This window comes from Ferroplasma acidiphilum (assembly GCF_002078355.1).
Lineage (GTDB): Archaea > Thermoplasmatota > Thermoplasmata > Thermoplasmatales > Thermoplasmataceae > Ferroplasma > Ferroplasma acidiphilum.
Genome location: NZ_CP015363.1, coordinates 1,812,974 through 1,826,943 on the forward strand (window position 1 = coordinate 1,812,974; position 13,970 = coordinate 1,826,943).

The window sequence follows — 13,970 nt, forward strand, 5'->3', positions numbered from 1 at the left end:
TATAGAATAAATAAATTTTACTGGATTAATTTTATTTTCTCTTTCCTGGCATTGCTAGCATATACTGTATTGTTTTTGTAAATATCTATGAATCCTTTAGCTGAGTCCTGATTGAAATTGCTGTTGTCATAGCTTATCTTATCATAGTTGTATATTGAATTTTCACTTTCTATAGATTGCATTACTATATTCCCCTTGTAAAGCTTCAATTTTATATTTCCATTGACGTATTTATTTATGCTGGATTCAAACTGGTTTATGTGTTCCATCACCGGGTCATACCATAATCCATTGTAAACAAAATTTGACCATTGATTATCCATATAATTTTTAATATCCAGTTCAGATTTATTCAGGGTAAGTGATTCCATCATTTTATGTGCCTGTATGATAGCCATAGCTCCCGGGACCTCATAGACTTCATGGCTTTTAATTCCGGTTACCCTGTCTTCCATGTGATTTATAAGCCCTATTCCATTGTTCCCCGCTATAACGTTCAGTTTCTCCACAAGTTCTTTAAGGGCGTACTGTTCTCCATTCAGTGAAACGGGAACCCCATTTTTAAATTCAATATCTATTATATCGCCATTTCCTGTTTCCTCAAGGGGCTTAACCCATTCATAAACATCGTATTCAAGCGGATTTGATACAGTTTCTATACTCGATCCTTCAACCGACCTCCCCCATATGTTTTCATCAACAGAATATTTTCCACCCATGGGGATATCTATACCGTTTGCTTTTGCATATTTAATCTCATCCGGCCTGTTCATATTCCAATCCCTTACGGGTGCGATTACATTTATATCTTCATTGAGGGCTTTCATTGTAACCTCAAACCTTACCTGATCATTGCCCTTGCCTGTTGAACCATGTGCAATTGTGTTGCAGCCATATTCTTCAGCATACAGTACCGCTTTTTCTGCCATCAGCGGCCTCGCAATAGCAGTAGATAGGGGGTAACCCTCATACATGCCGTCTGCATAAATCTCTTTTGCAATATATTTTTCTGAAAACTCGTTCTTTACATCCAGTACTATTGCATCAGAAACTCCCAGCCCGAGAGCCTTCTCCTTTATTTTTTGAAGATTGCTGTTGCCTATGTTCAATGTGAGTGTAACAACCTCTTTCTTCATTTCCTTCTGAATCCACTTTGCCATAACAGATGTGTCAAGGCCGCCTGAATATAATAATAATACTTTATCCATGGGTATCAAATATTTTCTGTATATATGATATTTTTTGTAAATATTTAGCATATTAGTGGTATTAATAACATATAATATGTATTAATGTAAAATATTATATTATAATTATACATATCATATTATGTCAAGAACAGGCAGGGGAAATGTGGAAACTATGGTGAGGGATTATATTAAAAAGAATCCTGAGCTCATAATTTCCATGAGAATGGGAATACTTAATGTAAGCAAGCTCTCCAGGAAAATATCACAGGAGGAAACCGGATATAATATAATTTCTATCAGGTCTGCATTGAACAAGATATTTATGGAAAATTCTTCGGCGGACACAGTTCATATTGACAGGCTTCTATCGGAAAGCAAAATTACATTGCAGGATAAAATAATGGTTATCACTGTTGATAGGAAAATAGACAACCTAAACTTCCTTTCTGCTACTTATTTAACCGATTCAATTGTGTATATAGTGGATGAAACAAAAAATAAAAAATTGGATCTTCCAAAAAACGCTGTTATTGAACGCAATGTTAGTTCCCTGCATATATTCTCATCCATGGAGATAGTGAAAACGCCAGGTTTTGTTATGAAAATAAATGAAAGACTTTTCTCCTATGAAATAAATGTACTACAATTAATATCCTGTTCAAACGAGACTATAATAATAGTAAATAGAAAGGATGCAATAAGAGCCTATGAAGCTCTTATGAATCAATAAATTAAGGTATTTACTCGTTGTTTACCTTAATTACACTCCACGGGCAGGCTGTTACACATGCCATGCAGAATATACATTCTGATTCCCTTACGGGGTTTGACTTGTCTGTTCTGTATTTTTCCCATTCCGGTGTTCCTTTTTCTACCTTTTTGTCGTTTCCAGTTCCGGAATTTCCAGGATTTAATTTCCATTCAAACAGGTCAACAGGGCAGACATCCATACATGAACCATCTGCAATGCATCCGTCCCAATCAACGGCAACGGTTGTTCCATGAATTCCTAATTTTGTAGGGTATGGTTTTCCATTGTCATCCATTCTCTGCATTCCGCCTGCTCTTACTTTAAGCCCATCCTCTTCTCCTGTTACAGGATAGTTCTTCTCATCGCTCATAAAATTTTCATCTATATGTTTAGGGTCAAAATCTACGTCTTCTCTCTGAACCATTTATGTCACCTTATAGAGTAATGCATTATCTATTTAAAATATTTGCCTTTTCCATTAAGTCCTATGACCAACAGGTTAGTGAAATCAATGCTATACTATCTTTATTGTTTAAATTTTAAATAAAGTAGTTACATTGCCATATCCTTTAATGAATATAATTACCACCACACATTATTTTGCTATTTAAACTCCTATTTTCTATTCTTATGCTGGAAATAATTTATAAAAATATATAAACTTTTATTTAAGAATGTAATTATTATACATGGAAAGGAAGATAATAGACAGGAAATCACAGGGAGAATTTGTTTCCAATTTTCTGAGGCAGATAAAATTTAAGAGGTCCGATTTCAAGACAATCAATTCACTTGGTGGATTTACATCACTGATAGACCTGGGCAATTTCGCCGTTTCTTTTAATAATGATGGTGTTGGCACTAAAACTATAATAGCAGCTGAGACAAACAAATACAATACTATAGGCATAGATTGCGTTGCAATGAATGTAAATGATGCCATAACAGTTGGTGCAGAGCCCATAGCTATGCTTGATTATCTTTCACTTAAGGAGATGGATAATGAAATAGCACGGCAACTTGGCATCGGGTTTAACGTTGGTGCCCAGATAGCCAATCTAAATATTGTGGGAGGAGAAACAGCAATAGTTCCGGATCTGGTAAAAAACATAGACATATCTGCAACAGCCCTGGGATTAATACAGAAAGACCAGATAATTACAGGAGAAAAGATTTCAGACGGGGACCTCATATTCGCTTTGAAAAGCAGTGGTCTCCATTCCAACGGTTTCACCACTGTGAGGAAAATAATAAAGGATAATGAAATCGATTACGAAGACCAGTTCCCAGGAGATAGCAAAAGAGTTGCAGATGTACTTCTTGAACCAACAAGGATATATGTAAGGGAAGTTCTTGACGCCATGAGCATTGTGCCTATTAAGGGCATGGCAAATATTACCGGCGGGGGAATAAAAAATATTGCAAGGATGAAAGATATGAAATATGTTATTGACAATCCTTTCGATGTTGATAATGTGTTTTTGCGCCTGATGGATATGGGAAACCTTTCCTTCAGTGAAATGTTTGAAATATTCAATATGGGAATGGGGTATATTGTTGTAATAGACCCTGAGAGCAAAACAGACTTTTTAAATATAGTAAGAAATCGTGTTCCCGTAAAGGAAGTAGGGCATGTTGAAAACGGCAGCGGTATTACTATACCTGAATATTCTGTGGAAATGCACGGGTATTACTAATTTTTTTAGTTTTAAAATATACAATCACCTTAAATTTTTTGTTATATTTACCTTAGTTATGAAAGTAGCATGCGTAGTAGACGAAGAAAATATGTTGAGCCCTCTGGAATATGGCAATTCAATATTCCTTATAGACGATGAAACAAAGAAGATAGAAGAGTATGAAAATCCAGGATTTGGCAGAACACATGGTGGGAGAGAGGTTGCAATGGCCGGAATTCTATCCTTAAAGCCAGATATGTTCGTAGTGACAGAAAACTCACTGTGCCCCGGATCATACAATATGTCTCTTGGAAAAGTAAAATATGTGGTTACTGAGGAAAAACCAATTTCCGACGTAATAAAAAACCTGAAAGAACTTGAAGGTAAAGCTGTTGAAGAGCTAGAGCCTGTTCTTTACAGAGAACATTAAAAAAATATTTTTTTATTAAACTATTTTTTATAAAATTTTTCTATTGCGTCCAGCATACTGTTAAGCTCCATCATTGCCTGTGAGCCATACATGAGGACAACCACATATCCCGTTTCCATCAATTCTTTTTTAGTTGCGCCAGCTTCTATGGCTGATTTTACATGATATGAAATGCACCATTCACATCTGGCTGCTATGCTGAGTGCCAGGGCAATTAGTTCCTTCTGTTTTACAGAAAGTGTTCCGGCCCTCATTGTATTTTGCATTAGCCCCATAAATGCACCCATATATTCCTTATTATCTTCTGATATTGATTGCATTACCCTTCCTACTTCTTCCATTTTTTTCCCTGCGTCCATTTATCTCACCGCCTCATAGGTTAAATACCATGTTTTGCTGCCATTCTTTTCCCTATTAATTGCTTCATCAAGAGTTCCTGGAGCTGAAACAATGCCATCGTTACCGGGTTGCCAGTTGACGGGCGCGGCCAGCTTTCTGTCCCAGTTCATCTGCAATGCTTTTAATGTTCGCATAATTTCATCTATGTTTCTTCCTGTTTCAGCAGGATAATATATCATTAACCTTACAATCATATTCGGGTCTATAATAAATACGCCCCTTACAGTCGAACCTGTTTTTTCGTCCATCATGTTGTATTCCCTTGCCACATCTTTATTGATATCGGCGATTACAGGAAACGGTATTTCTATGCCAAATTTCTCTTTTATATTTTTCATCCACTCTATATGGCTATAGATACTGTCAACACTCAAACCAATTAACTCTGTATTAATTTTTTTAAATTCATCGTATCTTCTAGCAAAGGCCATGAATTCTGTTGTGCACACCGGCGTAAAATCTGCGGGGTGCGAAAACAATATCACCCAATTTCCCTTATAATCTTCCAGGCTCAATGGCCCCTTTGTTGTATTAACAAGGAAACCCGGAGCTTTCTGTCCTAAATATACTGCCATATTATTACCTTATACACCTATGAAAAAATTCTATAATATGGTTGTTTAAGATGCAAAATTTGCACCTTTATTCATTGATTTTAATGCAGTAAAACCTCTGTCTGGTATCTGAAAGGCAAATGCTTATCTCAATTAAACCCAAAGAATTCAGTTTTTTAACGGAATAAAGAACAGACCTCCTGGAAAGCCCTGTGCTTTCAATGATCTGGCATAATCTTGCAACCTTCATCTGCCGGAGCATCATAAACACCAGCCTTGTGGAAGGTGTAAGCATTTTAAGTTCCTGTTCCATACACTTATAGCATATATCATCTTATTATTTTTTTGTTAGGTGCAATGTTACCTGCTTTTTAAGTTGACGTATATTATTATAATCTATGATAGAAATGGATTACAGAAATGTTTCGTGCGGCGGTGACCCCTTTAATTTCTTAATGTCCAGCATAAAATCCATACAGATAGAAATTGAACCTTCAGATACTGTAAAAGTTATGCTTATTAAAGACAAATTCCCCTACGACAATAAAACATTTGAGAAGATTGTAAATTACTGCAAATTAAGCATTGTTGATATATGCAGGGAAAATAATGAAATTTATTTACTTTTAAGAAAATAACAGGCCACTTTATTAATCACGTTAAGGGTCTGCAGATTAAATTTAATGCAGTAATTTTGTTTTAACATCCGTATATTTGTGCTATCTGTCTAATATATAATAAAATACGACGAGTATTTAAATATTATGTTTTGAATTAATATATAATTATAATAAATTTACAATATTACAATTTACAATGTAAATTGATAGGTTCTGGGCAATTTTGATATTTTTATAATTTAAGTGGCAAAAAATAAGATATTTTATTCATATACAGGTATATTTTTCTATTGTCTTACCTTTATCAAAACGTTTATATCACAGTTTGTAATATCAATTATACCAATAAATGAATGCACCTATTGATTTAATAATTAATAGGGAAGGGCGAGGTTATTTATAACCGATGATACCGGATAATTATGAGATATAGATTGTGTATCATACAAACTGCTTGGGGAATGGTTTTGGTTTGAGAACCGATGAAGGACGTGCCAAGCTGCGATATGCCTTGGGGAGGTGCATGGAGCCATTGATCCAAGGATTTCCGAATGGGACTTCCTGTTTAACACTCCGAAAGGAGAGGGAACCCCGGGAATTGAAACATCTTAGTACCGGGAGGAAGAGAAATCAATAGAGATACCGTTAGTAAAGGCGATCGAAAGCGGTAGAGGGCAAACCGAATCTTTTCTGTAAAGAAATAGATATGTGGAGTACGGATCTTTCTCAATGCCTACTTTAGGAATTCTAAAAAGTTGGAAAGCTTTACCAGAGAGGGTGATAGTCCCCTGGAAGTAACTAAAGAGGCTACGAGGAAAGATATCCTGAGTACCATGCGTCATTATTCGCGTGGGAATATGGGTGGCATGAACATCCAACCCTAAATATTACTCAAGTCCGATAGCAAAGAAGTACCGTGAGGGAAAACTGAAAAGCAACCCGGAAGGGCTGTAAAAAGAGCCTGAAACCAAGCAGTGAAAACTTTATAGGGCACTAAAGGAATGATCTCGAAAGAGGGACCGGTGTTCTATAGTCCGTGTTGAAGAACGGGCCAGGGAGTTGTGATGGATGGCGAGGCTAATTCTAAAAGAAGCAGCCGTAGCGAAAGCGATTACTCGCACAGCAATGGAGGAGTAACGTAATAAATGCGTTTAGTCATCTGTGGCAGACCCGAAGCCACTCGATCTATACCTGAGCAGGTTGAAGTTTAGCGAAAGCTAGATGGAGGACCGAACCAGTTCTGATGTGCAAATCGTTTGGATGACTTGGGTATAGGGGTTAAAGGCTAATCTAGAGTGGCAATAGCGGGTTCCCCCCAATACTACCCGCAGGTAGACCTTGGTGGAGATGTCTGGTGAGGTAGAGCGACCGATTGGGTGGCCAGCAGTAGAAATACTGCACCACCTTGTCAAACTCCGAACTTGCTAGAATCGAAGATACCAGGTGCTAGGGCGTAGGGATAAGCTTTACGCCCGTGACGGAAACAACCGAGACTAATGTTAAGGTCTCTAAAATTGGCTAAGTGCGATTTAAAGAGGTTAATGACCGAAGACAGTGTGGAGGTTAGCTTAGAAGCAGCTATCCTTTAAAGAGTGCGTAACAGCTCACTCACCGAGGTTATTTGCCTCCAAGATGGAAGAGGCTAAAGCCAGTTACCGATACATTAGACCACCGAAAGGTGATGTGGTAGGGGGGCGTGCTATATGGATAGAAGTTTCTTCGAGAGGAGGGATGGACCGTATAGTATCGCGGATCCTGGTAAAAGTAGCAGAATAGAATGGTGAAAATCCATTCCGCCGAAAGGGCAAAGGTTCCTTGGCAATGTTCGTCAGCCGAGGGTTAGCCGATCCTAAGGTCACCCCTAACAGGAAGTGATCGAAAGGGAAGCTGGTTAATATTCCAGCGCCTCAGGTGTTTTGCCATATATATACGCTTTGGGATAGAGAGTGTATGCTTGTCTACGTATGGGTATTTATAAGTAAATGGAGAGTTGTAATGACGAGAAGTTTACGAAGTAATATCTGTTCCCGTATGGGAATTTTTTCAAGTCCCGGAGCCTATGAAAGATATATATGGGTCAAGCCTGAGTTCGTACCAAGAACCGACACAGGTGCCCCTAGATGAATAGTCTCAGGCGTTTGGGAATAATGGATGTGAGGGAACTCGGCCAAATAGTCCCGTATCTTAGGTAGAAGGGATGCCTATCCAGAAATAGGATAGGTCGCAGTGGCAAGGGGACCCCGACTGTTTACCAAAAACACAGACCGCTGCTAGTCCGTAAGGATGTGTATAGCGGCCGAAACCTGCCCAGTGTTGGTACCTGAAAGCTCTTTTCAAGGAGAAGAAGGGCCAATAAACGGCGGGGGTAACTATGACCCTCTCAAGGTAGCGTAATACCTAGCCGCTTAATTGGCGGCTCGCATGAAGGTTCAACGAGAGTCCCACTGTCCCCACATTCAGCCCCGTGAAATTAATGTACTGGTGCACAATCCAGTCTCTCCCACATGAAAGCGAAGTCCCCGTGGAGCTTTACTGCAGCCTGTAGCTGTGACGCGATTTTTAATGCGTAGGGTAGGAAGGAGCCGTCGATGTTCTGGTCGTGGCCAGAATGGAGGCAACGATGAAACACTTCCCTTTAAAAGTTGCGTCACTAACCTTGAAGAAAGGGACAACTATTGGTAGGCAGTTTGGGTGGGGCGCCACGCCTCTAAGAAGAAAACAGAGGTCTCCAATGGTTAGCTCAGAAGGGTCAGAAATCCTTCAAAGAGTATAAGGGTAAAAGCTAGCTTGACTGTGTTCCAGCCAATAGGGAACGCAGATGCGAAAGCAGGGCCTAACGAACCACCTAGTTCCCTCTTTATGAGGGCAGGTGATAAGAGAGAAGTTACCCCAGGGATAACTGAGTTGTCCTCGGTAAGAGTACACATCGACCCGAGGGTTTGCTACTTCGATGTCGTCTGTTCCTATCCTGGTGCTGCATAAGACACCAAGGGTGGGGCTGTTCGCCCATTAAAAGGGATCCTGAGATGGGTTCACTACGTCGCGAGACAGTAGGGTTGCTTCTCTGTGGGAGTGTTCAATGTCTGAAGGGAAGGAGCCTTTAGTACGAGAGGAACGGGGGTTCGTGACCTCTAGTTTATCGGTTGTCCGACAGGGCAGTTGCCGAGTAGCCACGTCATACGCGAATAAAAGCTGAAAGCATCTAAGCTTGAAGTCGCCCCTGAAAATAGACATTGTTTGAGATCACTCTTAAAAGAAGAGGTTGATAGAGTCGGGATATAAGTACCAAGCTTTTGCGAGGTATTAAGTCCACGACTACTAATTGATCGAAAATCTACAATCTATAAATCAATTATCCGGTATTGCCATTTCATTGGTATTATTTTAATTATTTATTTTAAATTACATTGTTATCTTTCTATATTCTAGAATTTAAATCTTCATTTTAATTAAAAAAATATTCTTTATTTCGGGTGTTTAGCCCGGTTTTTAATGTAATTATATAATTTAGATATTACAAATAGAATATGCTTTAAAGAAAATTATATGTATAAAATTAAAAAATTATTTTTTCAAATTTTTAATTAAATTATCTGCCACAACATCAAAAAATTTCTTTATATAATCATTATTTGCTACCGCAGGTATGCCTGAATCTGAATCCTGGACTATTTCTGGCATAATAGGTATATTTCCAAGATAGGGTATGTTGTATTCCTTTGCTATCTGTTCTGTACCACCTTTCTTGAATATGTCAGTTTCCTGACCACAGTGCGGGCACACAAATCCACTCATATTTTCAATAATCCCAAGAATTGGCATATTAACTTTTCTTGCAAAATTTATAGCTTTCTTTGCATCAAGGAGGGCCACTTCCTGTGGAGTTATAACAATGACAATTCCATCTGCATCAGGTATAAGCTGGCAAATACTTAAGGGTTCATCACCTGTTCCCGGCGGAAGATCTATGACAAGCAAATCCTTATCAGTCCATGAGGTATCTTCAAGGAACTGCTGAACCGCTTTATGCCTTATTGCCCCTCTCCATACTACCGGAGTATCATGTGTGGGCAATGCCATTTCCATTGAGATTACATCTACATTATATTTCGTTTTAGCTGGTTCTATTTTCCCTTCCTCATTTCCAAAGGCTTTCGCTTCCTCAACGCCAAGCATTTTCGGGTCATCAGGCCCATTTATATCGGCATCTAGAAGCCCTACTTTAAATGCTTTCTGTGCAAGGGTAACAGCCAGATTGGTAGCTACAGTTGATTTTCCAACTCCGCCTTTTCCACTCATAACCATTATTGTATGTTTTACATTATATTTAACAGATTTTCCGGGGGTTAATGACGGCCTTGGCGGCGGGTCATTTATCTTTATTGTTCCTGCCATATTCTTGTATTTTATATTAATATATAACGTTACCCGGTTTCCATTTATTCATATTCCATTATGGAAATAATCTGGTTTCTGTAAGGGAAAGACGGAAAAGCGCCATAACCTGTAGTTGACAGTGCAGCTGCTATATTGGCGAATTCCATGCTTTTATCTACATCTCCGGTCCTGAGGAATTCCGACGCAAATGCACCATTAAAACAATCACCTGCGCCTGTTGTATCAACAGTTTTTACATTATATGGCTTATGATATTTTATCTCCCCGTCAAAGTTTGAGATTGAACCTCTGGAACCAAGTTTTATGATTACATTGTTTTTATATTTCCCGGATATTAATGTAGATGCTTTTTTCGCATCTTCTACGCTGTTTATAGTACATCCAGCTATTAGCTGGGCTTCGGTTTCATTTGGAGTCAAAATGCCACTATTCTCCAGTATATAGCTATCTTCAGAAAATGGGCTTGGGTCTGTAATGAACAGATTTCCATTTTCCATATTACTGGATATAAAATCCCTTATTGTCTTTAAGGGTATCTCCTGCTGGAACATTACAATGGAATTTTTCAGTTCAATATTATGGAAATCCTCATATGACATATTCCCATTTGACCCGGGATACACAGTGATCATATTCTTACCCGAAGATTCAACATTAATCATTGCAATGCCGGTTTTATCACCATAGGTTAAACACAAATCCAGATTTTCCTTTCTAAGGTAATTTGTAATCATTTCAGCAAAATAATCATTTCCAATTTTGCCGATTAACTGTGGCTTTACCCCGGTACGGGCAACAGACACAGCCTGATTTGCGCCCTTTCCGCCAGGATACATATAATATTTATCTGCCTTTATTGTTTCACCGGTTTCCGGCAATCTAGCCGAAGACATAATAATATCCATATTGATACTGCCGACAACCTTTATCCCTTGCATGCTGGATTATACCGGTATAATTTATATATTTAGTGAAATGTACCGTAAATTAATAATAATCAGTGGCTGAAATGTCTGGAAATGTCATGAATGCGAAATTATGTTCGTAAAAACAATAAGTCATATACATAACATCCGGACTTTTCGACTGGAAATATACGCATTAGCCCGGATAAATTATATGGGATGATGGAAATTATTTAAATCCAAACGAAAATATTTTTTATACTGTGTACAATATACATTAAATGTACGATGAAACATGTATTTTCTGCAGGGAAATAGCTAACAAAGGCAATGCGGCATTTGTCTACAGAGGTGTAAACATACTTGCATTTATGGATAATGCCCCTATAGAAGAGGGTCATGTTCTTGTAATACCCAGAAACCACTATGAAAACATATATGATATTGATAAGGATATATATCTAGAACTCCAGCTTGCCGTGAAACGCATATCTATAGCTGTTAAAAACGTACTTAAAACAGATGGCTTGAATATAGGGCAGAACAATGGCAGGGTGGCAAACCAGGTAGTTATGCACTATCATGTTCATATAATACCCAGGTATTACAGGAAGAAGATAAACTGGGAAAGGGAAAATGCAAATATAGATGATCTTGAAATCATTGCTGCCAAAATCCGGGCAGGCATAAAAGAGGTAGAATTATGAAAAGTCTTGAAGAATTGTATAATAGAGCGCTGGAACTGAAAAATAAGGGAATGTCCGATAAGGAAATATCAACGGAGCTACATCTTTCCGTAAATACCATAACATGGCTTTTGAGCAAGGACCTCAAGGGAAACAGTGTATCTGACACAAAGATTGGATGGCGCAGCGTGGGTGTATATGGCAACAGGATAGAGAAAATAGCAGAGGTCATGGCCGATATAGTTACTGAAGAAATATCTCTGGATAATGTAACATCAATAATAGGAATAACTATAAATGGAATACCATATGCAACAATGCTCTCAGATTTGCTTGATAGGGAGCTAATCGTCTACAGGCCGCACCCTTCAGGGAAGGAAGGAATGTTCAGCAGCAATTTTGCCGGTGTTAAAGGCAAGAAAATAGTCATAATAGATGATGTTATAAGTACAGGAGAAACAATGAAGAGGACTATTGAAGACGTACACAACCAGGGCGGAGAGGTGGTGTTGTGTGTCGTACTTGTATCTAAATTAAATTCTGATGAAATAAATAATGTCCCCGTAAGGTCACTTATCCGGGCTACTATGGTGGGATAATAATGTACTGGGCAGATGCACTGGTCGAAAACCTGAATGGCACACAGCTTATATCTACAGGTATATCACCCTCAGGTCCAATACATGTTGGAAATATGAGGGAAATACTCACAGGCGATATACTTTATAAGGCATCACTTGATAAAAAACTTGAATCAAGATTCATATATTTATGTGATGACCTTGACCCGTTGAGGAAGGTTTATCCATTTCTGGACGGGAGTTATTCACAGTATGTAGGCATGCCACTCAGCTATATACCTGCTCCAGAAGGAGATGGAAAATATTCAGATTATTTCCTGAAACCTTTCCTTGAAACCTTAAAAAAGATCAATGTAAATGTGGAAGTTATCAGCACTACAGGGCTATACAGGGAAGGAAAGCTTGCAGAAGCAATTGACATAGCCATGAACCACAGGGAAGAAATAGCGAAGATCATGCATGATGTTGCCGGATACGATATCGGTCCAGAATGGTATCCATATGAACCCAGATGTTCAAAATGCGGAAAAATTAATTCATCAACAGTTACCAGATATGAAAATCCGTACGCATATTATAAATGCAAGGCATGTGGCAATGAAGATAAGGCAGATATAAGGAAAGATGACGGGAAAATGCCATGGCGTGTTGAATGGCCTGCAAAATGGTATGCACTTGGTGTTACAATAGAGCCCTTTGGAAAAGACCACGCAGCCTCAGGTGGTTCATACGATACTGGAAAGGAAATCGCAGCCAAAATTTTTAAAATATCTCCTCCGGTGCCTTTGATGTATGAAAGAATACTGTTAAAAGGCGTGGGGGTAATGCACTCATCAACAGGTGTGGCAATAACTGCATCTGAGGTAACAACATTTGCACCTCCAGAGATATTACGATTCCTTATAGCAAGGAATGATCCTGGAAGGCATATTGATTTTGACCCGGGAATGGGATTATTGAACCTTATAGACGATTACGAAAAGATGGAGCGCGCTTACTTTGGCCTGGACGAATCAAACAATGAAAACTTCAAGCGTATTTATGAGATGTCACGCATTAAAATACTTGATGCACCTGAAAAAATAAATTTCAGGCATATAGTAACCCTGATCCAGATATACAGGGATGACAATAGCTTCTTTTCAGCACTTAAAAGAAGCGGGTACGATAAGGATCAGATAGACGATTATCTCAAAAATGAAATAGTTATTGCAAAATACTGGCTATCTAAATATGCTCCGGAAAACATTAAATTCTCATTGACAGACAAGCAATTCCTACTTACAGATGATCAGAGATCGATATTACAGGAATTTCTGGATAAACTCGCCAGTGTAGAATGGACATCAGATTCCATACATACAGTGATTTACGATATAATTGGAGACCGCAAGCTTACACCTAAGGACGTATTTACTTTATTTTATCGGGTTTTTATCGATAAAGATAAGGGGCCACGCCTTGGATATTTTCTATCAAGCATGGATAAAAATTATGTGGTAGACAGGATTAAAAGCCTTATTCAAAATGATTCTACACAGTGATATAGAATAAAAAATACTATTTAAATTCCATTATGCCTATTCTTTTTAACAACCCACACAGCTTCATCAAATGTTAATGAGCTGGTAGATGCTTCCATGTTTCGATTTTCCAATCTTTCTAAAATAAGTTTAGCACTTTTAAAAATCTATCAGAAAGAAAGCCACAGAGTTTACAATGCGGATAAATTTCTGGAATTGTTAAAATATGTAGAGGCCCGGTATTACCGGTAAAA

Annotated in this window: 14 protein-coding genes and 1 rRNA gene; 8 read left to right on the forward strand and 7 right to left on the reverse strand. The window is 38.3% G+C overall.

The window, feature by feature from the left end; all coding sequences use genetic code 11:
• Window positions 1-17: 17 nt before the first annotated feature.
• Window positions 18-1,208, reverse strand: coding sequence for an argininosuccinate synthase (locus fad_RS09130; RefSeq protein WP_236940575.1), 1,191 nt, complete (start codon window positions 1,206-1,208; stop codon window positions 18-20).
• 121 nt (window positions 1,209-1,329) lie between these two features.
• Here fad_RS09130 and fad_RS09135 point away from each other — a divergent pair, with 121 nt between their 5' ends.
• Window positions 1,330-1,920: a hypothetical protein gene (locus fad_RS09135; protein WP_009887000.1), complete on the forward strand. Its 591-nt coding sequence runs from the start codon at window positions 1,330-1,332 to the stop codon at window positions 1,918-1,920.
• A 10-nt stretch (window positions 1,921-1,930) separates the two neighbouring features.
• Here the strand turns inward: fad_RS09135 and zfx are convergent, their stop codons facing one another.
• The gene (gene zfx / locus fad_RS09140) at window positions 1,931-2,365 is read right to left on the reverse strand and encodes a zinc-containing ferredoxin (protein ID WP_009887001.1); all 435 of its coding nucleotides are present in this window, start codon (window positions 2,363-2,365) and stop codon (window positions 1,931-1,933) included.
• Window positions 2,366-2,630: 265 nt separating this feature from the next.
• Here zfx and purM point away from each other — a divergent pair, with 265 nt between their 5' ends.
• A complete protein-coding gene (gene purM / locus fad_RS09145; RefSeq protein ID WP_081143124.1) occupies window positions 2,631-3,638 on the forward strand; it encodes a phosphoribosylformylglycinamidine cyclo-ligase in 1,008 nt (335 codons plus the stop codon).
• A 58-nt stretch (window positions 3,639-3,696) separates the two neighbouring features.
• Window positions 3,697-4,050 (forward strand): NifB/NifX family molybdenum-iron cluster-binding protein, encoded by a 354-nt coding sequence (locus fad_RS09150; RefSeq protein ID WP_009887003.1) that lies wholly within the window; start codon window positions 3,697-3,699, stop codon window positions 4,048-4,050.
• Window positions 4,051-4,070: 20 nt separating this feature from the next.
• On the opposite strand, the gene fad_RS09155 is transcribed toward fad_RS09150, so the two are convergent.
• From fad_RS09155 to fad_RS09165, 3 genes are all read right to left on the reverse strand, one after another.
• Window positions 4,071-4,409, reverse strand: a complete 339-nt coding sequence (locus fad_RS09155; RefSeq protein ID WP_009887004.1) for a carboxymuconolactone decarboxylase family protein — start codon at window positions 4,407-4,409, stop codon at window positions 4,071-4,073.
• Window positions 4,410-5,024: a peroxiredoxin gene (locus tag fad_RS09160; protein ID WP_009887005.1), complete on the reverse strand. Its 615-nt coding sequence runs from the start codon at window positions 5,022-5,024 to the stop codon at window positions 4,410-4,412.
• Window positions 5,025-5,091: 67 nt separating this feature from the next.
• Window positions 5,092-5,316, reverse strand: a complete 225-nt coding sequence (locus fad_RS09165) for a helix-turn-helix domain-containing protein (RefSeq protein ID WP_009887006.1) — start codon at window positions 5,314-5,316, stop codon at window positions 5,092-5,094.
• Between the two features lie 85 nt (window positions 5,317-5,401).
• On the opposite strand from fad_RS09165, the gene fad_RS09170 reads away from it, so the two are divergent.
• Both fad_RS09170 and fad_RS09175 read left to right on the forward strand, forming a co-directional pair.
• A complete protein-coding gene (locus fad_RS09170; RefSeq protein WP_009887007.1) occupies window positions 5,402-5,641 on the forward strand; it encodes a hypothetical protein in 240 nt (79 codons plus the stop codon).
• A 414-nt stretch (window positions 5,642-6,055) separates the two neighbouring features.
• Window positions 6,056-8,967: ribosomal RNA gene (locus fad_RS09175) — 23S ribosomal RNA — on the forward strand.
• A 220-nt stretch (window positions 8,968-9,187) separates the two neighbouring features.
• Here the strand turns inward: fad_RS09175 and fad_RS09180 are convergent.
• Both fad_RS09180 and fad_RS09185 read right to left on the reverse strand, forming a co-directional pair.
• Window positions 9,188-10,018 carry an Mrp/NBP35 family ATP-binding protein gene (locus fad_RS09180; protein ID WP_009887008.1) on the reverse strand — a complete coding sequence of 277 codons (831 nt, stop codon included), beginning with the start codon at window positions 10,016-10,018 and terminating at the stop codon, window positions 9,188-9,190.
• Between the two features lie 44 nt (window positions 10,019-10,062).
• Complete coding sequence (locus tag fad_RS09185; protein ID WP_081143125.1) at window positions 10,063-10,959, reverse strand: ribokinase; 897 nt, start codon at window positions 10,957-10,959, stop codon at window positions 10,063-10,065.
• A gap of 248 nt (window positions 10,960-11,207) precedes the next feature.
• On the opposite strand from fad_RS09185, the gene fad_RS09190 reads away from it, so the two are divergent.
• From fad_RS09190 to lysS, 3 genes are read left to right on the forward strand one after another with little or no spacing between them, the layout of a single operon-like run.
• Window positions 11,208-11,633 (forward strand): HIT family protein, encoded by a 426-nt coding sequence (locus fad_RS09190; protein ID WP_081143126.1) that lies wholly within the window; start codon window positions 11,208-11,210, stop codon window positions 11,631-11,633.
• On the forward strand, window positions 11,630-12,211 hold the full coding sequence (locus fad_RS09195) for an orotate phosphoribosyltransferase-like protein (RefSeq protein WP_081143127.1): 582 nt from the start codon (window positions 11,630-11,632) through the stop codon (window positions 12,209-12,211). Before fad_RS09190 ends, fad_RS09195 begins: the two co-directional genes overlap by 4 nt.
• A gap of 2 nt (window positions 12,212-12,213) precedes the next feature.
• Window positions 12,214-13,737 carry a lysine--tRNA ligase gene (gene lysS / locus fad_RS09200; protein ID WP_081143128.1) on the forward strand — a complete coding sequence of 508 codons (1,524 nt, stop codon included), beginning with the start codon at window positions 12,214-12,216 and terminating at the stop codon, window positions 13,735-13,737.
• Window positions 13,738-13,970: the final 233 nt, after the last annotated feature.

Coding starts and splice junctions, on each gene's coding strand:
- purM (WP_081143124.1), top strand. CDS start 2,631: ATGGAAAGGAAGATAATAGACAGGAAATCACAGGGAGAATTTGTTTCC.
- fad_RS09195 (WP_081143127.1), top strand. CDS start 11,630: ATGAAAAGTCTTGAAGAATTGTATAATAGAGCGCTGGAACTGAAAAAT.
- fad_RS09180 (WP_009887008.1), bottom strand. CDS start 10,018: ATGGCAGGAACAATAAAGATAAATGACCCGCCGCCAAGGCCGTCATTA.
- fad_RS09135 (WP_009887000.1), top strand. CDS start 1,330: ATGTCAAGAACAGGCAGGGGAAATGTGGAAACTATGGTGAGGGATTAT.
- fad_RS09130 (WP_236940575.1), bottom strand. CDS start 1,208: ATGGATAAAGTATTATTATTATATTCAGGCGGCCTTGACACATCTGTT.
- lysS (WP_081143128.1), top strand. CDS start 12,214: ATGTACTGGGCAGATGCACTGGTCGAAAACCTGAATGGCACACAGCTT.
- zfx (WP_009887001.1), bottom strand. CDS start 2,365: ATGGTTCAGAGAGAAGACGTAGATTTTGACCCTAAACATATAGATGAA.
- fad_RS09190 (WP_081143126.1), top strand. CDS start 11,208: ATGTACGATGAAACATGTATTTTCTGCAGGGAAATAGCTAACAAAGGC.
- fad_RS09185 (WP_081143125.1), bottom strand. CDS start 10,959: ATGCAAGGGATAAAGGTTGTCGGCAGTATCAATATGGATATTATTATG.
- fad_RS09155 (WP_009887004.1), bottom strand. CDS start 4,409: ATGGACGCAGGGAAAAAAATGGAAGAAGTAGGAAGGGTAATGCAATCA.
- fad_RS09160 (WP_009887005.1), bottom strand. CDS start 5,024: ATGGCAGTATATTTAGGACAGAAAGCTCCGGGTTTCCTTGTTAATACA.
- fad_RS09165 (WP_009887006.1), bottom strand. CDS start 5,316: ATGGAACAGGAACTTAAAATGCTTACACCTTCCACAAGGCTGGTGTTT.
- fad_RS09150 (WP_009887003.1), top strand. CDS start 3,697: ATGAAAGTAGCATGCGTAGTAGACGAAGAAAATATGTTGAGCCCTCTG.
- fad_RS09170 (WP_009887007.1), top strand. CDS start 5,402: ATGATAGAAATGGATTACAGAAATGTTTCGTGCGGCGGTGACCCCTTT.